24 protein-coding genes and 1 pseudogene are annotated in these 19719 nt (G+C 64.7%); 8 read left to right on the top strand and 17 right to left on the bottom strand.

Annotated elements, in window-relative coordinates; translation table 11 throughout:
• Window positions 1–22 precede the first annotated feature (22 nt).
• The 4 genes from GWG65_RS04840 to GWG65_RS04825 form a co-directional block, all read right to left on the bottom strand.
• Window positions 23–1186 (bottom strand): ABC transporter permease, encoded by a 1164-nt coding sequence (locus GWG65_RS04840; RefSeq protein WP_275194262.1) that lies wholly within the window; start codon window positions 1184–1186, stop codon window positions 23–25.
• Window positions 1183–2121, bottom strand: coding sequence for an ABC transporter ATP-binding protein (locus GWG65_RS04835; protein ID WP_275194261.1), 939 nt, complete (start codon window positions 2119–2121; stop codon window positions 1183–1185). The genes GWG65_RS04840 and GWG65_RS04835 overlap by 4 nt, the downstream gene beginning before the upstream one ends.
• Entirely contained in the window at window positions 2118–2876 is a 759-nt protein-coding gene (locus tag GWG65_RS04830) for an efflux RND transporter periplasmic adaptor subunit (RefSeq protein WP_275194286.1), read from the bottom strand. Before GWG65_RS04830 ends, GWG65_RS04835 begins: the two co-directional genes overlap by 4 nt.
• Window positions 2877–3103: 227 nt before the next feature.
• Window positions 3104–3799, bottom strand: a complete 696-nt coding sequence (locus GWG65_RS04825; protein ID WP_275194260.1) for a TetR/AcrR family transcriptional regulator — start codon at window positions 3797–3799, stop codon at window positions 3104–3106.
• 99 nt (window positions 3800–3898) lie between these two features.
• On the opposite strand from GWG65_RS04825, the gene GWG65_RS04820 reads away from it, so the two are divergent.
• The 3 genes from GWG65_RS04820 to GWG65_RS04810 are packed head-to-tail and all read left to right on the top strand — an operon-like array spanning window position 3899 to window position 5130.
• On the top strand, window positions 3899–4234 hold the full coding sequence (locus tag GWG65_RS04820; RefSeq protein ID WP_275194259.1) for a metalloregulator ArsR/SmtB family transcription factor: 336 nt from the start codon (window positions 3899–3901) through the stop codon (window positions 4232–4234).
• Complete coding sequence (locus GWG65_RS04815) at window positions 4231–4704, top strand: SRPBCC domain-containing protein (RefSeq protein ID WP_275194258.1); 474 nt, start codon at window positions 4231–4233, stop codon at window positions 4702–4704. Before GWG65_RS04820 ends, GWG65_RS04815 begins: the two co-directional genes overlap by 4 nt.
• Window positions 4705–4716: 12 nt before the next feature.
• Window positions 4717–5130 carry a GFA family protein gene (locus GWG65_RS04810; RefSeq protein ID WP_275194257.1) on the top strand — a complete coding sequence of 138 codons (414 nt, stop codon included), beginning with the start codon at window positions 4717–4719 and terminating at the stop codon, window positions 5128–5130.
• 4 nt (window positions 5131–5134) lie between these two features.
• On the opposite strand, the gene adhP is transcribed toward GWG65_RS04810, so the two are convergent.
• The 3 genes from adhP to GWG65_RS04795 all read right to left on the bottom strand — a co-directional run bounded on the left by adhP (window position 5135) and on the right by GWG65_RS04795 (window position 7167).
• Window positions 5135–6160 carry an alcohol dehydrogenase AdhP gene (adhP, locus tag GWG65_RS04805; RefSeq protein ID WP_275194256.1) on the bottom strand — a complete coding sequence of 342 codons (1026 nt, stop codon included), beginning with the start codon at window positions 6158–6160 and terminating at the stop codon, window positions 5135–5137.
• Between the two features lie 142 nt (window positions 6161–6302).
• Window positions 6303–6713 carry a DUF2000 family protein gene (locus GWG65_RS04800; protein ID WP_275194255.1) on the bottom strand — a complete coding sequence of 137 codons (411 nt, stop codon included), beginning with the start codon at window positions 6711–6713 and terminating at the stop codon, window positions 6303–6305.
• 64 nt (window positions 6714–6777) lie between these two features.
• Window positions 6778–7167 (bottom strand): DUF4189 domain-containing protein, encoded by a 390-nt coding sequence (locus tag GWG65_RS04795; RefSeq protein ID WP_275194254.1) that lies wholly within the window; start codon window positions 7165–7167, stop codon window positions 6778–6780.
• A gap of 197 nt (window positions 7168–7364) precedes the next feature.
• Here GWG65_RS04795 and GWG65_RS04790 point away from each other — a divergent pair.
• Window positions 7365–7864, top strand: a pseudogene (locus GWG65_RS04790) (aspartate/glutamate racemase family protein).
• A gap of 36 nt (window positions 7865–7900) precedes the next feature.
• Here GWG65_RS04790 and GWG65_RS04785 read toward each other — a convergent pair.
• The 8 genes from GWG65_RS04785 to GWG65_RS04750 all read right to left on the bottom strand — a co-directional run bounded on the left by GWG65_RS04785 (window position 7901) and on the right by GWG65_RS04750 (window position 14808).
• Complete coding sequence (locus GWG65_RS04785) at window positions 7901–9505, bottom strand: molybdopterin-binding/glycosyltransferase family 2 protein (protein ID WP_275194253.1); 1605 nt, start codon at window positions 9503–9505, stop codon at window positions 7901–7903.
• Complete coding sequence (locus GWG65_RS04780; RefSeq protein WP_275194252.1) at window positions 9502–10209, bottom strand: XdhC family protein; 708 nt, start codon at window positions 10207–10209, stop codon at window positions 9502–9504. The genes GWG65_RS04785 and GWG65_RS04780 overlap by 4 nt, the downstream gene beginning before the upstream one ends.
• A 2-nt stretch (window positions 10210–10211) precedes the next feature.
• Window positions 10212–10535, bottom strand: a complete 324-nt coding sequence (locus GWG65_RS04775) for an XdhC family protein (RefSeq protein ID WP_007602422.1) — start codon at window positions 10533–10535, stop codon at window positions 10212–10214.
• A gap of 10 nt (window positions 10536–10545) precedes the next feature.
• Window positions 10546–11748 carry a VWA domain-containing protein gene (locus tag GWG65_RS04770; RefSeq protein ID WP_275194251.1) on the bottom strand — a complete coding sequence of 401 codons (1203 nt, stop codon included), beginning with the start codon at window positions 11746–11748 and terminating at the stop codon, window positions 10546–10548.
• A gap of 149 nt (window positions 11749–11897) precedes the next feature.
• Complete coding sequence (locus GWG65_RS04765) at window positions 11898–12821, bottom strand: MoxR family ATPase (RefSeq protein ID WP_275194250.1); 924 nt, start codon at window positions 12819–12821, stop codon at window positions 11898–11900.
• 63 nt (window positions 12822–12884) lie between these two features.
• Window positions 12885–13691: a xanthine dehydrogenase family protein subunit M gene (locus tag GWG65_RS04760; protein ID WP_275194249.1), complete on the bottom strand. Its 807-nt coding sequence runs from the start codon at window positions 13689–13691 to the stop codon at window positions 12885–12887.
• Between the two features lie 34 nt (window positions 13692–13725).
• On the bottom strand, window positions 13726–14211 hold the full coding sequence (locus tag GWG65_RS04755; protein WP_275194248.1) for a (2Fe-2S)-binding protein: 486 nt from the start codon (window positions 14209–14211) through the stop codon (window positions 13726–13728).
• 150 nt (window positions 14212–14361) lie between these two features.
• Entirely contained in the window at window positions 14362–14808 is a 447-nt protein-coding gene (locus GWG65_RS04750) for a carbon monoxide dehydrogenase subunit G (protein WP_275194247.1), read from the bottom strand.
• A gap of 169 nt (window positions 14809–14977) precedes the next feature.
• Between GWG65_RS04750 and GWG65_RS04745 the strand changes: the two genes are divergently transcribed.
• From GWG65_RS04745 to GWG65_RS04735, 3 genes are all read left to right on the top strand, one after another.
• The gene (locus tag GWG65_RS04745; protein ID WP_275194246.1) at window positions 14978–16333 is read left to right on the top strand and encodes a 3-carboxy-cis,cis-muconate cycloisomerase; all 1356 of its coding nucleotides are present in this window, start codon (window positions 14978–14980) and stop codon (window positions 16331–16333) included.
• 36 nt (window positions 16334–16369) lie between these two features.
• Window positions 16370–17152, top strand: coding sequence for a 3-oxoadipate enol-lactonase (gene pcaD, locus GWG65_RS04740; protein WP_275194245.1), 783 nt, complete (start codon window positions 16370–16372; stop codon window positions 17150–17152).
• 105 nt (window positions 17153–17257) lie between these two features.
• The gene (locus tag GWG65_RS04735; RefSeq protein ID WP_275194244.1) at window positions 17258–17650 is read left to right on the top strand and encodes a carboxymuconolactone decarboxylase family protein; all 393 of its coding nucleotides are present in this window, start codon (window positions 17258–17260) and stop codon (window positions 17648–17650) included.
• On the opposite strand, the gene GWG65_RS04730 is transcribed toward GWG65_RS04735, so the two are convergent.
• Entirely contained in the window at window positions 17612–18136 is a 525-nt protein-coding gene (locus tag GWG65_RS04730) for a hypothetical protein (RefSeq protein ID WP_275194243.1), read from the bottom strand. The genes GWG65_RS04735 and GWG65_RS04730 overlap by 39 nt on opposite strands.
• Before the next feature lie 211 nt (window positions 18137–18347).
• Window positions 18348–18518, bottom strand: a complete 171-nt coding sequence (locus GWG65_RS04725) for a hypothetical protein (RefSeq protein ID WP_275194242.1) — start codon at window positions 18516–18518, stop codon at window positions 18348–18350.
• Window positions 18519–18793: 275 nt separating this feature from the next.
• On the opposite strand from GWG65_RS04725, the gene GWG65_RS04720 reads away from it, so the two are divergent.
• Window positions 18794–19711 (top strand): branched-chain amino acid ABC transporter permease LivH, encoded by a 918-nt coding sequence (locus GWG65_RS04720; protein WP_275194241.1) that lies wholly within the window; start codon window positions 18794–18796, stop codon window positions 19709–19711.
• Window positions 19712–19719: the final 8 nt, after the last annotated feature.

The raw sequence follows: 19719 nt of genomic DNA, 5'->3' as shown, positions 1-19719 counted from the left end.
CTTGATTCAGGGGCATCTTGCCTCAATCCAGCGTGCGGCGGAAGCGCGTCACGGCGATGGTCATGGCGACCAGCATCAGGGCCGCCAGCGCCAGCGCATCGAAGCGCATGTTCTGCATGGTCGCGCCCTTCAGCATGATGGCACGAACGATGCGCAAGTAATGTGTCAACGGCAGGCATTCGCCGACATATTGCGCCCAGGCCGGCATGCCGGCAAAGGGGAACATGAAGCCGGACAGCAGAATGCTCGGCAGGAAGAACATCATCGACATCTGCATGGCCTGGAGCTGATTCTGCACCACCGTCGAGATCGTGTAGCCGATCGACAGATTGGTGGTGATGAACAGCGTCGACAGCAGCGCCAGCAGGAACAGATTGCCGATCACGGGCACGCCGAAAAGGCCGACACCAATACCGATGATCAGGAACGCCTGGACGAAGCCGACCATCACATAGGGGATGATCTTGCCGAACATCACCTCGACCGGCTTGATCGGCATTGACAGCAGGCTCTCCATGGTGCCCCGCTCGACCTCGCGCGTCACCGAAAGCGCGGTGAAGATCAGCATGGTCATGGTGAGGATGGTGCCGACGAGGCCGGGCACGATGTTGAGGCTGGAGACTGCGGCCGGATTATAGCGGGCGTGCGCGCGGATCTCGAATGGCATCTCCGGGGGATCGCCGATATAGAGATCGTGCTTGAGCGCGGTCTGCACGATCATGCCGAGCGAGCCAAGCGCGGAGCTTGCGGCCACCGGATCGGTCGCGTCGGCCGCGACCAGCAGCGCCGGCTTGTCGCCGCGCCGCACCGCCCGCTCGAAACCGCGCGGGATCTCGACCCCGAACAGCACCTTGCCGGATTTCAGCAAATTGTCGAAATCGTCGACGTCGTGCACCTCGTAGATGAAGCGGAAATAGGCGGTGTTCTCCAGCGCCTTCAGCACAGAGCGGGCGAGATCGCTGTCCTCTTGGAGCAGCACCGCGCTCGGCAGATTGTGCGGCGTGGTGTTGATGGCATAGCCGAACAGCATGAGCTGCATCACCGGCAGCATCACGATCATCGCGAACGAGACGCGATCGCGCTTGAGCTGGATGAACTCCTTGACCAGCATGGCGTAGGAGCGCCGCAGGAAGCCGAAGCGCTCGCGGATCTCGCGTTCAGGGGTGTGATCAACGACCGTGCTCATTGGAAATTGTCCCTGGAGCGGCCCATCAGCTCGATGAACACGTCTTCGAGCGATGGGGACGATTTCTGCCAGTGCAGGCCGCTTTTGTCACGCCACGGCGCGATACTGGCTTCGAGCGCGGCGACGTCGCGGCCGGACACATGCAGCGAGGTGCCGAACGGCGCCACCATGTCGACTCCGGGCTTGCCGGGGAGCTCGGCTGCGAGCCCGTTCAGGTCTTCTCCCGTCACCATGTAGGTCGTCAGCGCGGATTTGGCGATCACCTCCTCGACGGTGCCGTGCGCGAGCAGATGGCCGTAGGCGATATAGGCGATCTCGTGGCAGCGCTCGGCCTCGTCCATGTAATGGGTCGAGACCAGCACGGTGAGGCCATCGGCTGCGAGCGCGTGGATCTCGTTCCAGAAGTCGCGCCGCGCCTTGGGATCGACGCCGGCGGTCGGCTCGTCCAGCAGCAGCAATTTCGGATTGGGCAGCGTGCAGGCCCCAAGCGCCAGCCGCTGCTTCCAGCCGCCGGAAAGCTCGCCCGCAAGCTGCTCCTCGCGCCCCGAAAGCCCGAGCCGCTTGATCATGTCGCGCGCAGCACCGCGGGCATCGCGCAGGCCGTAGAGCCGTGCAACGAATTCCAGGTTCTCGCGCACCGAGAGGTCCTGATACAGGCTGAAGCGCTGGGTCATGTAGCCGACCTGGCGCTTGATCTTTTCGGCGTCGCGGCGGATGTCGTAACCGAGGCAGGTGCCCTCGCCGCTGTCGGGAGTCAGCAGGCCGCAGAGAATGCGGATGGTGGTGGTCTTGCCCGAGCCGTTGGGGCCGAGGAAGCCGTAGATCGAGCCGCGCTTCACCTGCATCGACAGATCGTGCACGACCTCGCGGCCGCCGAACGATTTGGTCAGGCCCTTGACGTCGATCGCAATGCCGTTGCCGGTTGTGCCGTTCATCGCTTGTCCGCCACCGGAGTTTTGGGATTGAGATAGACATTGATGGGCTGGCCCACTCGCAAGGCGTCGGGCCGCGAGGGGCGCGCCTGGATCAGGTAGACGAGCTTGTTGCGCTCATCGAGGCTGTAGATCACCGGCGGGGTGTATTCGGCCGTGGTCGCGATGAAGTAGATCTTGGCGGTGAGATCGGCGGCGCAATTGTCGCAGGCAACCCGCACCTCGTCGCCGATCGCGAGCTTCGGCAGCTCGCTCTCCGGCACGAAGAAGCGCAGCTTCATGTTGCCGGGTGGCATGATGGAAAGCACCGGCCGCTGCGCCGCCACCATCTCGCCGTCGCGGAAATAGATCTGCTGAATGGTGCCGGCGACCGGCGCAAAACCTTTGCGCCGCGCCAGCCGCGTCTGCGACGTCGCCACCCGCGCCTCGGCAACGCGCAGGGCCGACACTGCGGAATCGAGATTGGCCTGGGTGCCGGAGCCGGTCTTGCTGAGCGAGGCGGCGCGATCATAGGTCTGCTGCGCGTTGGCGAGGGTCGCCTTGTTCTGGTTGAGGTCGGCGAGCTGGAGATCGTCATCGACGGAATAGAGGAGATCGCCGACCTTGACCTCGTCGCCCTCGCGAACGCTGAGCTTCGTCACCCGTCCGGCCTCGTCCGGACTGACGAAGATCATGTCGGCCTCGACCCAGCCCTGGAAGCCGGGATCGCGCTTCTCGTTGCAGCCTGCCAATCCGATTGCGAGTGCGACGGCTGCGATCGTGCAAAGTCGCGCCTGACGTACGAACTGAATCGCTTGTGGTAGCCAATGCTGCTGTCGAACCCTCACCCTGAGGAGCCGCCAACGGGTCCGCGCGTAGCGCGGCCCGATGACAGGCTCCGCGGCGTCTCGAAGGGCGAGGGGCAACAGCCGGGCCTTCATCCTTCGAGACGCGCGTTCCGCGCTCCTCAGGATGAGGACGAAATGGAAAATTGCTTGCGACGACGTCATGTCGTGCTCCGTTCGCCAAAAATCAAATCGAGATGGACGCGCAGCATGTCGCGCGCATCGAGCGGTGCGTGCCGCTCAAACAGGCTTTGCCAGATCACCGCGATCATCGCGGGTGCGACCAGGAGCTGCGGATAGCGCGAAAGTTCTTTCTCGCGGATCTCGCCGCGAGCAATGCCGAGCTCGATCAGCGCGCGCATAGCGCCGATCCCGCGCGAGACGACCTCGCGGTAGTAGAAATCGGCGACGGACGGAAAGCGCGGCCCTTCGGCCACGATCAGGCGCACGAGATCGCCGCGCTTGGTGCCGATGACCTCCTTAAGGAAGTTGCCGGCAAAGGCCTCGATGAGATCGCGCACCGAGCCCGTCGGCGGCGGCAGTGCAGTCAGCCGCGCCACGACAGGTACGATCACGGTGCGCACGAGTTCCTCGAACATCGATTCCTTGTCCTTGAAGTGCAGATAGATCGTGCCCTTGGCGACACCGGCGCGCTTGGCGATGTCGTCGAGCCGCGTCGCGGCGAAGCCGCGCGTGATGAACTCCTCCATCGCCGCTTCCACGATCGCCGCCCGCCGCTCCGCTGCGCGCGCTGCGCGGTTCGAAGCGGGCGTGGCCGGTTCGCCTCCGGCTTCGGGCGCACGGCGCCTGGCGCTGGTTGCCGACGGTATGGCGGCCTTGGTCCGGCTTCTCGTCATGTTTTATTTATGACTGACTGGTCAGTCATTGTCAAGTTTCGCATCAAATCAGATCGATTAGTGTTGACTAATGCATTAGCATTCACTAATCGATATCCCATGATCGAAGTCGTCCCAAATCCCGTCACCACCGTGATGCGCGCCCTTGCCGATCCGACCCGCCGCGCCGTGTTCGAGCGCGTCTTCGAGAGCAAGGAAATCACCGTCGGCGAGCTGACAATTGGCAGCGGCGTGACCCAGGGCGCGATCTCGCAGCACCTGAAATCGCTGAAGCAAGCCGGCCTCGTCGCCGAGCGCGCCGAGGGCCGCAACGTCTACTACCGCACCGCGCCGCAAGGCCTCGAGCCGCTGGTCGAATGGATGGACCATTACGGCGTGTTCTGGCGCGAGCGCTTCCAAAACCTGCGTGACCTCTTGAAGGAGATTGACCCGTGAGTGCAGCCGAGTTGAAACCCGAGACCCAAGAAAATGTCCGCGACATCGTCATCGACGAGGTCCTCCCTCACGCGGCCGAGACGATCTGGAAGGCGCTGACCAGCGCCCAATTGATTGCACGCTGGCTGATGTCGCCGACCGGCTTTGAAGCCGTCGAAGGCAACGCCTTCACATTCCAGACCACCCCGGGCGGCGCCTGGGATGGCGTGATCCATTGCCGCGTTCTGGAGGTCGTGCCGAACCGCCGCCTCGTCTACGCCTGGAAGGGCGGCGACGCGCGCAACACCGGCTACGGCGCGCCGCTCGACACCGTCGTGACCTGGTCCCTGAGCCCGGTCGAGGCCGGCACGCGGATCCGCCTGGTTCATGCGGGCTTCGTCCTGCCCAGGAACGGCTCGGCTTACACGGGCATGAGCGATGGCTGGAAGAAGGTCGTTCGCCAGCTCGACGAGATCAGCGGCGAAGAGTGAGGAGATATTGCAATGGACAAGCCCTATACCGGCGGCTGCGCCTGCGGCGCGATCCGCTACTCGATTGTCGGCGAGCCCCTGTTCAGCAATCACTGCCAGTGCCGGGACTGCCAGCGGGAAAGCGGCAGCGGCCATGGCTCGTACGCCACCTTCGCACGCGCCGGCGTCACGGTGACTGGCGAGGCGAAGCATTGGGACATGACCGCTAACAGCGGCAACGCGAAGACCCGCTGTTTCTGCACGCATTGCGGCGTGGCCGTTTACATGACCTTCGCGGCACAGCCAGACGTCTTCACCATCCGTGTCGGAAGCCTTGACGAGCCCGCCCGCTACAAGCCGCAGGCGGTGACCTACGCCGCGCGCGCATATGGCTGGGATCGCCTCGACCCGGACCTGCCGAAGTTCGCAGGCATGCCACCGGGGTGAGGCGCTAGCCAAAATCCAGCACCATCCGGCCGTCGATCTTGCCGGCCTTCATCCGGTCGAACACGTCGTTGATCTCTGCAAGCCGTACCTTCGTCACCTCGGCCTTGACCTTGCCGTCGGCGGCGAAAGCGATGGCCTCGTCGAGATCGCGCCTTGTGCCGACGATGGAGCCGCGCACGGTGATGCGCTTCAGCACGACGTCGAAGATCGGAGTCGGGAATTCGCCCGGCGGCAGGCCCACGAGACTGACCGTCCCCTTCCGGCGCACCATCTTCAGCGCCTGCGCGAACGCGGCGGTCGATACCGCCGTCACCAGCACGCCGTGTGCCCCGCCCCCGGTTGCCGCCAGCACCTTCTCAACGGCGTCGGCCGCGAGCGCGTTGACCGCGAGATCGGCGCCGGTGGTGCGCGCGAGCGCAAGCTTGTCCTCGGCGATATCAACCGCCGCGACCTTCAATCCCATCGCCTTGGCATATTGGATCGCGACATGGCCGAGCCCGCCGACGCCTGAGATCACGACCCATTCGCCGGGCCGCGCCTCGGTCTCCTTCAATCCCTTGTAGGTGGTGACGCCGGCGCACAAGATCGGCGCGATGGCGGCGAAATCGATCGTTGCCGGCAGTTTTGCCGCGAAGGCGGCCGAGGCGATTACATATTCGGCGAAGCCGCCGTTGACGCTATAGCCGGTATTGTGCTGGTGCTCGCACAGCGTCTCCCAGCCGGTCTCGCAATATTCGCAAGACATGCACGCATCATGCAGCCAGGCGACGCCGACGGCATCGCCGACCTTCAGATTTTTCACGCCGGACCCGAGTGCGGCAATGATACCGGCAACCTCATGACCGGGAATAAACGGCGGGACCGGCTTCACCGGCCAGTCGCCGGAGGCCGCATGCAGATCGGTGTGACAGACGCCGCACGCTTTCACCTTGACCAGAACCTCGCCGGGACCGGGCTGCGGCACCGGCACATCCTCGATCACCAGCGGCTTGCCAAATTGTCTGACGATTGCGGCTTTCATGGTCGGCATCGGTCTGCTCCTTTGCATTGCAAGGGCAGACTAACGACACCCGCGCGGCTCTCCTTGATTGGAGTCAAAGAGCCCAATGTTTACGCAGGGATGTATTACGACAGCGAGATGACAGCAACTTCGCCGCAAGCGGCGACGAGCATCAGCTATGGAACTTCAAACCATCGACGATCTTGTCGATCACCTTTCGTTCGGCGCGCATCGCGAGACCAACGAGATTGAGATCGGCACGCGCGACCGCCCTCACCGCCTCGCGATTCGCGGCATCGTGCGTGGTCTTGAACATGTCTTCGGTATAGATCGCGGGTATGACGTTGCGTGCAAGCGCACGATCGAGCGCGCGCGACAGTGCCGGACCGTCGGCACCGTAGATCAGGATCGGCTGGCCGATCAGCGCGTGATATTTGGTATCCGTGGCGTCCTCATAGGACTCGCCGATGCTTTCCGGGAAAGCCGCGGCGATGCCGCTGGTGAGAAAGGACGCAACATTGAGTTTCTGCCAGACCTGAAGATCGGAGCGGATCACGATAGCGATCTTGGTGTCGAACTGCATGCAATTTCCTTACTGTCGTTCGGCTTGATGCTACCCATCGCCTCGGAATGACGGCAAGAAAAAATCAGCCCTTCGCTTCGCAGGCCCAGGCGCGGATCACGCATTCCTTGCCGCCATATTTGTAGCATTCGCGCGTGGCGGCATTGAGCGTGGCTGAGATCTTCGGCTTCACGGCGTAGCCATAGGCGCCGCAGGGATTGGCGAGATCGACCGACATTGCAGCGCATGCACGCTTCATGGTCACGGTCGTGCAATCGCCCTTGCACTGCTGCTGTGCCGCGGTGCGCGCATCGTGCTCGGCGCTATAGTCGTAGGCTTGGCCGTAGGCGCCGCACTTGCCGACCGCGAAGGCACCTGCGGCGTGCGCGTCCGTGACGTGGCGAGCGCCGGCGACACAAATCGACAGCGCAAAGAGAAACATCGCGCAACGGCGCGCGACGACGTTCGTAACCATGGAAAATCCCCTCCCCCCAAGGCAGGTGGAGGGAACTCTAAGCGGCGGTCGTTTCCAGATGGTGAACGGGTGATTGAAAAGCCGCGCCGGGCGCACCGAAGGGCCAAAAAGCGACATTCGACGCTCATCCCTATCGCGATAGCGCACTTCGACGTCTTCACTTACAATCCGGTTGAACCGTTTTCGGAGGCACCGGGATGCAAACCATCGGCCTGATCGGCGGCATGAGTTGGGAGAGCACCGCGCTCTACTACAAGCTCATCAACGAGCGGGTCCGCGATCGCATGGGGCAGCTGCATTCGGCTCCGCTGTTGATGTATTCGTACGACTTTCAAGAGATCAAGGACATGCAGTATGCCGGCCGCTGGGGCGAAGCGGCGGCCAGCCTGACGGACGTCGCGCTGCGTCTCGAATGCGCCGGGGCGCGCGCGATCGTCTTGTGTACGAACACGATGCACAAGCTTGCGTCCGATATCGTATCGAAGCTGACCGTTCCGTTCATTCACATCGGCGATGCAACCGCTCTCGCGACCGCTACAACGAAGTGATGGCTGCGCTCGTCGCCCAGGGAGCGGAGTGCATCATCCTTGGCTGCACCGAGATCACGATGCTGGTCGGTCCGGCCGACACATCCGTCGAGACCTTCGACACGACAGCCATTCACGCAGAGACGGCGGCCGATTTCGCAATCGGATGATTGCGTGCGCCAGAGCCATCAAGGGACGTTCGCCATCTAACCCCGCCGTGCCGCTTCGAGGGCCTGCGGCGTGTCGATGTCGAGAAAGGCGCTCTCGCCATCGACGGGCACCTCGGCGACGGCTTCCGCATGCTTGGCGATCAGGTGACGCGCACCGACATCGCCGTCGAGCGTCATCAACTCCTTGAAGAAGCGGCGCGACCACAGCACGGGGTTACCGCGGCGGCCTTCGCTGACGGGCACGACGATGAGATTGCCGCGGTCCGGCGCAAAGCCGTCGATCAGACGGTCGATCAGGCCGGCATCGATCAGCGGCATGTCACCGAGGCAGACCACGGCACCATCGTAGCTGTCAGGGACGGCCGCGATGCCGGCCTTGACCGAGCTCGCGATGCCGCCGGTGAAATCCGGGTTGCGGACGAATTTCACCTTCAGGCCCGCAAGCGCTTGTTCGACCAGATCGGCCTGATGACCGGTCACGACGATCACTTCGGAGGCTTTCGAGGCGAGCGCCTGCTCGGTCGCGATCCGCACCAGCTTCTTGCCACCGAACTCGGCCAACAACTTGTTGGGTCCGCCCATCCGGGTCGAACGCCCGGCCGCGAGCACGATGGCCGCGACCTGGCTGTTGCCCTCGATCTCCGGCTTGGCGCGCGGCTGCGGACGGGTGACGATCTCCATCAGGAGGCCGCCGACGCCCATGCCCATCAGCTCGGAACGCGTCACCTCGATGCCGGCGAGCAGACGCATCAGCACCCAGTCGAACCCGTTCTCGACCGGCGAGCGCGCGCAGCCCGGGGCGCCCAAAACCGGCACGCCGCCGGCCCGCGCAATCAGAAGCAGATTGCCGGGATCGACCGGCATGCCGAAATGCTCGATCTCGCCGCCGATCCCGGTCACCGCGGCCGGGATCACGTCGCGGCGGTCGGCGATCGCGGAGGCCCCGAACACGATCACGAGTTCGGCGCCAAGCCCGAGCAGCTCCTTGATCGCGGACGACAGCGCCTGCTCCTCATGTGCGACGCGCCGCTCGGCGATGATGCCGGCGCCGGCCGGCGCGAGCCGCTCGGCGGTGACGCGCAGCGTCTTGTCGATCACCTTGGAGGACAGCCCCGGCAGCAGCGTCGAAACCACGCCGACGCGCTTGATCACATAGGGCGCGATCTTCAGCACGTCCCTGCCCGCGGCCTTCACCGCCGCATCGCGCAAGCCTGCCTCGACGCCGAACGGGATGATCTTGACGGTGCCGACCATCTCGCCCTCGACCACCGGCTTATAGGCGGAGAGCGTCGCAAAGGTGATGGCCTCGTCGATATTGTTGATGCGGTCGACCGCGGCGCGGTCGATCACGAGAACGCCGGGGCGCGCGGCGAACAGATTGGCGCGGCCGGTGAAGGCGCGCTCGACATGGATGCCCTCGCCGCCGACCGCAAGCGCGATGCTGGAGGCGGCGACATCCTCGGAGACGTCGCCCGCCTCCATCCGCACCACGACGATGTCCTTGACGCCGGCACGTTCCAGCGCCTCGACCTCGGCGGACCCGATCGTCGTGCCCTTCTTCAGAACCAGCGGTCCCTGGCGCAGGGTGTGGACGGTCACCCCGCCGATCGCATCCCTGGGGCTCGCCGGGCCGAATTTCATGCCGCTTCTTCTTTTTGTTTGGGAGGCAGGCGAAGCACCGCCGTGATCTCGGCCATGATCGACACCGCGATCTCGGACGGCGAGACGGCGCCGATCGCAAGCCCAATCGGCGCGTGAATGCGCGCGATGTCACTTTCCCTGGCGCCCTGCGCCCGCAGCCGGTCGCCGCGCTTGGCGTGCGTCTTCCGCGAGCCGAGCGCGCCGATATAGAAGCAATTGCGCTCGAAGGCGTGCAGCAGCGCGGGATCGTCGATCTTCGGATCGTGCGTCACCGCGACGAACGCCGTGTAGGGGTCGACGTTGAGCGGCGGCAGCGCCGTGTCGGGCCATTCGGCCACCAGCGGAATGTCGGGGAAGCGCTCGGGACTCGCAAAGGCCGTGCGCGGGTCGACCACGGTGACGTCGTAGCCGAGCGAGCGTGCCAGCGGCGCCAAGGCCTGGCTGATATGGACCGCGCCGACGATGACGAGCTTCGCCGTCGGTGCGTAGACGTTGAGGAAGAGCTTCTTGCCGCCGGCCTCGACATTGGCGCTCTTGCCCATGCGCAGCTGCTTTTCAAGCTCGGCGCCCAGCGGGTCCCTGGCAAAATCTTTGGCCTTCACCAGCCGCTGCTCGCCGCTCTCGGTGTCGGTGTCGGTGACCAGAATGACCGGCCGCCGCGCGGCGCGCTCGGCATTGAGTTCGTGCAGGATCTCGAGCTTCACGGCTAACCGACCTTTTCGACGAAGACGCGGATGGTGCCGCCGCAGGACAGCCCGACATTCCAGGCGGTCTCATCGGCTACGCCGAACTCCAGCATCCTCGGCTTGCCGCTCTGGATCACGTCCATCGCCTCCGTGACCACGGCGCCCTCGACGCAGCCGCCGGAGACGGAGCCGAGGAATGTACCTTCGTCATTGATGACGAGGCTCGAGCCCGCCGGGCGCGGCGCCGAGCCCCAGGTCTCCACGACCGTTGCCAGCGCGACGCCACGGCCGGCCTTCTGCCAGTCTTCCGCCGCCTTCAGAATATCCTCGTCGCGATCGAGCATGGCCTACCTCTCAAGCTGCGGAGCGGATCAGGCTGCGGTGGTGCGGCGGCAGCGGCCGGGAGAGCGTGCTGATCAGCTCCTGGATCGAACTCAAATTATGTACCGGGCGGAATTCGTCAACGTGCGGGAGCATCATTTTGATGCCCTGCGCCTTGGCCTCGAAGCCGCCGAACCGCAACAACGGGTTGAGCCAGATCAGCCGCCGGCAGGAGCGGTGCAGCCGGTCCATCTCGAAGGCCAGCTTGGAATCGGCCTCCCGTTCCAGGCCGTCGGAGATCAGCAGCACGATGGCGCCCTGGCTCAGCACGCGCCGCGCCCACAATTTGTTGAAGTTGTGCAGCGAGGCCGAGATCCGCGTGCCGCCGGCCCAGTCCTCGACCGCCGCCGAGCAGCTCGCCAGCGCCTCGTCGGGATCGCGCTGGCGCAGCGCGCGGGTGACGTTGGTCAGCCGGGTGCCGAACAGGAACACCGAGACGCGCTTGCGGGCGTCGCCGATGGCATGGAGGAAGTGCAGGAACAGGCGGGTATACTCGCTCATCGAGCCCGAGATATCGAGCAGCGCCACGATCGGCGCCGGCTTCTCGATCCGGCCGAGACGGTGGATGTCGATGATGTCGCCGCCAGTGTGGAGCGATGCGCGCAGCGTGCGGCGCAGGTCGAGGCGCAGGCCGCGCGGATCGGGCCGATGCCGGCGCGTCAGCAACTCGGCCTGCGGCAGCCGCATCCTGTCGATGGCCCGCAGCGCCTCCGTGATCTCGGCCGCGCTCATCTGCGCGAAGTCTTTCTTCTGAAGGATTTCCTTGTCGGAGACCGACAGGCGCAAATCCTGCTCCTGACGCTGCTGCGTCTCCGTCATTCGCGGCTGCGACAGCGCCTCCTGCACCCGGCGCGAGGCGGCCGGCGGCTTCTTCTTGGCGCTATCCGGCAGCGGCACCGAATCCAGCATGTGCTTCCACTCTTCCGACGCGCGGAAGAACAGGTTGAAGGCCTGCTTGAAGATCAGCGCATGCTCGTGGCGCTTGACGAAGATCGCCTCGAGCGTGGCGAAGACGTCGGCCCGGGTGCCGATGTCGATCACCAGGAGCGCATTCACGGCATCGATGACCGCGCCCGGCCCGACCGGCATGCCCGCCGCGCGCAGCGCGCGGGCGAAGCCGACGATGTTGTCGGCGAATTGCTCGGTTTGCTCAGGTGCCAGGTGGTTGATGGCCATGGTTCAACTGCCTCTGCGGTCATTCCGGGGCGCGCCATCTTGGGCGCGAGCCCGGAATCCATTCATCCACTGTCTCTGCGGCCTGATAGATTCCGGGCTCGCGCTGACGCGCGCCCCGGAATGACGAGCTCAATTCTGACGCGCCCGCGTCAATTCTCGCTCGTCGCTTCCTTCAGCACCTTCTGCAAGGCATCGCCCTGCATCCGCGTGATGTCGTCCTGGTACTTGAGCAGCGCGCCCAGCGTATCGCCGACCACTTGCGGGGTCAGCGAGCGAGCATCGAGCTCGGACAAAGCGGTGGCCCAGTCGATGGTCTCGGCGACGCCCGGCGACTTGTAGAAATCCTGGTTGCGCAGCGCCTGGACGAAGCGCACCACCTGCTGCGACAGCTTGACGGAGATACCGGGAACGCGCGTCTTGACGATCGCGAGCTCGCGCTCGGCGGCGGGATAATCGACCCAGTGGTAGAGGCAGCGCCGCTTGAGCGCGTCGTGGATCTCGCGGGTGCGGTTGGAGGTGATGATGACGATCGGCGGATGCGGCGCCTTCACGGTGCCGAATTCGGGGATCGTCACCTGGAAGTCGCTGAGGATTTCGAGGAGGTAAGCCTCGAACGCCTCGTCGGCACGGTCGAGCTCGTCGATCAGGAGCACCGGCGGACCCGCAACATCAGGCTCCAGCGCCTGCAGCAGCGGCCGCTTGATCAAGAAGCGGTCGGCGAAAATATCCGACGACAATTGGTCGCGATCGGTGTCGCCGGCAGCCTCGGCCATCCGGATCGCGATCATCTGCGAGGCGCTGTTCCACTCGTAGACGGACGAGGAGACGTCGAGGCCCTCATAGCACTGCAGGCGGATCAGCTTCCGCCCCAGCGCCGCCGACAGCACCTTTGCGATCTCGGTCTTGCCGACGCCGGCCTCGCCTTCGAGGAACAGCGGCCGGCCCATGCGCAGCGACAGATACGTCACCGTCGCGAGCGACCGCTCGGCGAGGTAGCCGCGCGACGTCAAAAGTTCGAGCATCGCATCGACCGATGCCGGCAAAGCACCGGAAGATTTGACCGCTGAAGTCATGAAAGCCCAGTCTCGCTTATGCCCTCACCGGGCAGGTATCGGGCCGGATTGATTCCGGCCCGCTCATTCCTTGGCGTTGGCGGCCTCGACGGCGCGACGCGTCACCACGCCGATGAGATGCGCGCGATATTCGGCGCTGCCGTGGATGTCGCTGTTCAGCCCCTCCGCCGGCACCTCGATGCCGTCCAGCGCCTTTGCGGCAAAGCGCTTCTTCAGGGCCTCCTCGAACGCGGTGACGCGGAACACGCCTTCGGAGCCGGCACCGGTGACGGCGACGCGCACGTCCGACGGACGCCGCGCCACGAACACACCCACCAGCGCATAGCGCGAAGCCTGGTTGCGGAATTTGATGTAGGCCGCCTTCTTCGGCAGCGGGAACATCACCTTGGTGATGATCTCGTCAGCCTCCAGCGCGGTCGAGAACAAGCCCTGGAAATACTCTTCGGCTTTGAGGCGGCGCTTGTTGGTGACGATGGTCGCGCCGAGCGCGAGCACGGCGGCCGGATAATCCGCGGTCGGATCGTTGTTGGCGAGCGAGCCGCCGATCGTGCCCTTGTGGCGCACGGCGGGATCGCCGATCTGGCCGGCAAGGTTGGCAAGTGCCGGGATCGCCTCGCCGACGATGGCGGAGCTTGCGACCTCGGCGTGCCTGGCGGTCGCGCCGATCACGAGCGAGCGGCCCTTCATCTCGATCGCGTCGAGGCCCTCGATGTGGGACAGATCGACCAGATGCGGCGGACTTGCGAGCCGCTGCTTCATGACCGGAATCAGCGTATGGCCGCCGGCAATCAACTTAGCGTCTTCATTCTTCACCAGGAGATTGGCCGCCTGCCGCACGGTCCCGGGGCGATGATACTTGAATTCGTACATGAGGGTGTCCTGATCGCGGGATGCGCGTGTCGGGTTAGGCGAGATCGGATTTCGCCATCGCCTTCGCGCCGGCGGCGATCGAGGCGACGATGTTCTGATAGCCGGTGCAGCGGCAGAGATTGCCTTCCAGCTCCTCGCGGATGGTGTGGTCGTCGAGTTCGTGGCCCTTGCGATGGACGATGTCGATTGCCGTCATGATCATGCCCGGCGTGCAGAAGCCGCACTGGAGGCCGTGATGCTCGCGGAAAGCCTCCTGCATCGGATGCAGCGGCGCGCCGTCGGCGGCCAGCCCCTCGATGGTCTTGACTTCGTGGCCATCGGCCATCACGGCGAGCGTGGTGCAGGATTTCACGGCCTTGCCGTCGAGATGCACGACGCAGGCGCCGCACTGCGAGGTGTCGCAGCCGACATGGGTCCCGGTCAGCCGCTGATTCTCGCGCAGGAATTGCACCAGCAGCGTTCGCGGGTCGACGTTGGCGGTTACAGGATTGCCGTTCACGATGAGGGAAATTTTTGCCATAAGCACTCTCTATCAGCGCCCCGACGGGTCCCGTCGAAGCGGTTCTTATAGTTATTCCAATCTATCATATGGGCCAATATGCCCGGGGGCAACATTGCCCGGGGCGCAAGGCGCCATGACAAAAGGCGATATGTGAAAGGTGATGGGCCTCTAGCCCTGTACCGCCTTGGCGAAGTTCGCGAAAAATTCGTCGGCCAGTTTCTTGGCGGTGCCGTTGATCAGGCGCTGGCCGAGCTGCGCCAACTTGCCGCCGATCTGCGCCTCGACGTCGTAGGAGAGCAGCGTGCCGCCGTCCTTCTCCCCGAGCTTGACCACGGCGCCGCCCTTGGCGAAGCCGGCCACCCCGCCCTCGCCTTCACCGGAGATCTTGTAGCCGTTCGGCGGATCGAGATCGCTGAGCATGACCTTGCCCCTGAAGCGCGCCGACACCGGACCGACCTTCATTTTGGCCACCGCGCGGAAACCGCCGTCGTCGGTCCGCTCCAGTTCCTCGCAGCCGGGTATGCAGACCTTTAGCACTTCGGGATCGTTCAGTTTGGCCCACACGGCCTCGCGCGGCGCCGCAAGCTGGACTTCGCCGTTCATTGTCATGGCCATGGGGCGCCTCCCGGATCGCGTAACTATAATGCTGCTGGAGTAACGCACGGACGCCGCAAAGGAAAGGGCGATGCTGGCCACGTGCAATGCATATTCGCAACTGCAAAATGCTTGCGTGCGCGGTTTGGGATTGGCAGAGGCGGATCATGGTGGTTAGGTCGCGCGCAACATGAGCACATCCCTGTCCCCCCTGCTCGCGCAGATGCTGTCGAGCGCGGCCATGCGCGCGGTCTGCGACGACCGGTCGACCCTCCAGAACATGCTCGATTTTGAGGCAGCTTTGGCGCGGGCCGAAGCCGCCACCGGCGTGATTCCGGCAAGCGCGGTGGGCCCGATCGAAGCCGCCTGCAAGGCAGACTCAATTGACATCGCCGCGCTGGCGGAGGCCGCGGTGCGCTCAGGCAATCTGGCGATTCCCCTGGTCAAGACGCTGACCGCCAATGTCGCCAAGGCGGATGCGGACGCTGCGCGCTATGTTCATTGGGGCGCCACCAGCCAGGACGTCATCGATACCGCCACCATGCTCAGCTTGCGCGCCGGCATCGATGCATTGGACGCCGACCTCAGCCGCGCCATCAAGGGGTTTGCCGCGCTGGCGCGGACGCATCGCAACACGGCGATGGTGGCGCGGACCTGGCTGCAGCATGCGCTGCCGATGCCGTTCGGCCTGAAGGCCGCCGAATATGCCGCAAGCCTCGCCCGCTCCCGCTGCCGTCTGCGGCGGCTGCGCCGCGAAGGCCTCGCGCTGCAATTCGGCGGCGCCGCCGGTACGCTCGCAGCGCTCGGCGACAAAGGGCTCGCGGTTTCCGAGCGGCTCGCGCTGGAACTGAATCTGCCGCTGCCTGAAGCGCCCTGGCACACCCATCGCGACCGGATCGCGGAGGCGGCCTCAAGCTTCGCGATTCTCGTCGGCAGCTGCGGCAAGATCGCCCGCGACGTCTCGCTGTTGATGCAGACCGATGTCGCCGAAGCCTTCGAGCCCGCCGGCGAAGGCCGCGGCGGCTCCTCGACCATGCCGCACAAGCGCAACCCGGTCGCCGCCGCAAGCGCGCTCGGTGCCGCGACCATGGCCCCACAGCTGGCTGCGACGATCTTTGCAGCGCAGATTCAGGACCACGAGCGCAGCGCCGGTCCATGGCATGCGGAGTGGCCGACACTGCCGCAATTAATGCTGGTTACCTCGGGCGCGCTCGCCGCGATCGTCGACATCGGCGAGGGCCTCGAGGTCGACGCTGTGCGCATGCGCAGCAATCTTGACGCGACGCACGGCCTGATCATGGCCGAAGCGGTGTCGATGGCGCTGGCCGAGAAAGTCGGCAAGAGCGATGCGCATCATCTCATTGAAGCCGCAAGCAAGCGCGCGGTCGCCGAGAAGAAGCATCTGCGCGAGGTGCTTACGGCCGATTCGCAGGTCACCGCGCATCTTACGCCCCAGAAAATTGCGGCATTGTTCGAGCCGATGGCCTATCAAGGCGCTTCCCAAGCCCTGATCGACCGGCTGCTCGACAGCCTCGAGCGCGAATAGAGCAGCCCTGAGCGCAAACAAAACGGAGACGCCAGCATGCCCATGATCGATGCCGACGGTTGCCTGATCAACGTCTCCGTCGAGGGCCGCGACGGCGGGCCGACCCTGATGCTCTCCAACTCGCTCGGCTGCACGCTTCAGATGTGGGAGCCGCAGATGAAGGCGCTTACGCAGGTGTTCCGCGTCATCCGCTACGATCGCCGCGGCCATGGCAAGTCGAACGTGCCGCCCGGCCCCTATTCGATGGAGCGCTTCGGCCGCGACGTGCTCGCGATCCTCGACGATCTCAACATCGAGAAGGTACATTGGTGCGGCCTGTCGATGGGCGGCATGGTCGGGCAATGGCTGGGGGCCAATGCGCCGGAGCGCTTCGGCAAGCTCATCCTCTCCAACACCTCCTGCTATTACGCCGAGCCGACCAAATGGCTGGAACGCATTCAGGCGGTGAAGGAAGGCGGCATTGCCGCAGTCGCCGATGCCGTGATCGCCGGCTGGCTGACGGCCGATTTCCGCGAGCGCGAGCCAGAGATCACCGCGAAGATGAAATCGATGCTGCTTGCCTCGCCGGTCGAAGGTTATCTCGCCTGCTGCGAGGCGCTGTCGACGCTCGACCAGCGCGAGCTGCTGCCAAAGATCAAGAGCCCGACGCTGGTGATCGCCGGCCGACACGATATGGCGACGCCGATCTCCGCGGGCGAGCTGATCCGCTCGAACATTCCCGGCGCCAGCATGACCATCATCGACGCCGCCCACATTTCCAATATCGAGCAGCCGCACGCGTTCACCGACGCGGTGGTCGGCTTTTTGACGCAACGCTGATTTCAAACGCCGTCATTGCGAGCGCAGCGAAGCAATCCAGAAATCCCACCGCGGTGACAGACTGGATTGCTTCGCTTCGCTCGCAATGACGCAGAGGAGGATAGAATGGACGACCAGAAGCGCCGCGATGCCGGCATGAATGTGCGGCGAAAAGTGCTGGGCAACGCCTGGGTCGACAAGTCGATCGCGGGTCGCAATGCGTTCAACACCGACTTCCAGGACATGATCACGCGCTACGCCTGGGGCGAAATCTGGACGCGGCCGCATTTCGACGAGCGCACGCGGCGCGTGCTGGTGATCGGCACCATGGTCGCACTTGGGCAATGGGACGAATTCCGCCTGCACGTGCGCGCGGCGCTCGCCGAGGGTGCTTTCACCCCCGACGACATCAAGGAGATCTTGTTGCAGCAGGCGATCTATTGCGGCGTGCCGGCGGCGAACCACGCCGTCAAGGAAGCCTCAGCGATTGTGCAGGAGCTCGGCCTGCTCAAGGGCTAGCGGCGCTGCGGCCTCGGCGGTCTTCGGTGTCGCCTCCGGCCGTTCGATCACGATCACGATCGCAGCACCGAGCAGCAATAGGAGTTCGGTGGCATGCAATCGCAGCGCGGCCATCTCGCCGACCTTTGACGCCATCACCATGCTGGCGAACGAGATCAGGCTGCCGATCGCAAGCGCGATGCCGAGCGCCTCGTCGCTGCCGCCGTTCTTGCGGACACGGGGAATGCAAAGGAGCGCGAGGTAGATCGCGAAGAACGCCACAACGGTCAGCCGTCCCAGCGCGAGCAGCCAGGCGGCACGCACCGTGCTCATCCCCGCCATCTGGAGGTGGTCGCTGAGGAACAGTGCCACGGCCACCGTCGGCCGCTCGTAAAGGCCATGCACCGGCGCCACAATGATGTTGAAGGCGACGAGGGTCCAGGCCGGAATGAAATAGGCCGCCACCACGGCGCCGTTGACGGAGCCGATACGCCAATTCCTGAACATTGCCGCTTCCCGCATCGTTTGCCCGAAGCCTTCGACGGAAGGCACCGGCTTTGCGGGGAGCTAACTCGCATCAGACTGTGGCGGCAATTTAAACCCTTTGTTTACCTTAATCGCCCCGGGGGCCGGCGCGGCTAAAGACCCGGCGGCCGGCGCGGCCAAGGAAAAGGCCCCACCTCGCGGCGGGGCCCTTCCTTACTCCTCGGCTCCCAAACTACTCGTCCTGACTGCGCTGGCCGCCCTGCTGGCCGGGCTTGTCGCCCTGGCGCTGCGGGTCCTGCTGCTGCTGTCCGGGTTTCTGGCCGCCGCCCTGCTGCTGCCCGGGGCGCTGCTGGCCGGGGTTCTGAGTCTGCTGACCCGGATTCTGGTTCTGCTGCTTCGTCATCGGGGGAAACTCCCTTGTTGGACGTCAGAGTGCAACAACGACCGGCACCTGATTTGGTTGCCCGCGGAACCCGGTTCCCCGGAGGTGCGGAACCGAGAAAACGACGTCCGCGGCGAAATGAGCTCTGCACAAGCCCCAATGGCCAGGCATGGCCAGTTGCGGGCGCCAGTTCCCTCCTGTTACAAAACGGGAAGAATGCTCAAGGGCTGCCGGGGCCCAAGAACTCTTTCTCAAGAGCTCCCTTTGAGCGGTGTCAGGTTTGGGTACGGCAGCCTATGGATTATTTCACCCAGCAGCTCATCAACGGCCTCGTGCTCGGCTCGATCTACGGCCTGATCGCGATCGGCTACACGATGGTCTACGGCATCGTCGGCATGATCAACTTCGCCCATGGCGACGTCTTCATGATCGGCGGTTTCATCGCGCTGATCACCTTCCTTCTGCTGGTCTCCACCGGCCTCACCGCGGTGCCGGTAATCCTCTTGATCGTGATCCTGGTCTCAATGGCAATCACCGCGCTCTATGGCTGGACCATCGAGCGCATCGCCTACCGGCCGCTGCGCCACTCCTTCCGCCTCGCCCCGATGCTGTCGGCGATCGGCATGTCCTTCGTGCTGACCAACTATTCCCAGGTGGCGCAAGGCGCGCGCGTCAAGCCGATCCCGCCCCTCATCACCGGCGGCTATACGCTGCATGAGAGCGCGGACGGCTTCGTGATCCAGCTCTCCAACATCCAGATCGTGGTGGTCATCACCACCATCGTGCTGCTGGCGATCTTCACCTGGCTGGTCTCGCGCACCCGGCTCGGTCGCGACATGCGCGCCTGCGAGCAGGACCAGACCATGGCGGCGCTGCTCGGGGTCGATGTCGACCGCACCATCTCTATGACCTTCGTGATCGGCGCCGCACTCGCCGCCGTCGCGGGCCTGATGTACCTGCTCTATTACGGCCTAGTCGATTTCTTCATGGGCTTCGTCGCCGGCATCAAGGCATTCACGGCCGCCGTGCTCGGCGGCATCGGGTCGCTGCCGGGCGCCATGCTCGGCGGTCTCGCGATCGGCCTGATCGAAACGTTCTGGTCGGCCTATTTCTCGGTCGAGTACAAGGACGTCGCGGCGTTCTCGATCCTGATCGTCGTGCTGATCTTCATGCCGACCGGCCTGCTCGGCCGTCCCGAAGTCGAAAAAGTCTGACGGACCGC

Origin of the sequence: Bradyrhizobium sp. CSA207 (genome assembly GCF_029051685.1) — a bacterium.
Taxonomy (GTDB): domain Bacteria; phylum Pseudomonadota; class Alphaproteobacteria; order Rhizobiales; family Xanthobacteraceae; genus Bradyrhizobium.
Note: the sequence above shows the minus strand (reverse complement) of the source record. Positions and strands in the feature narration are given on the sequence as shown.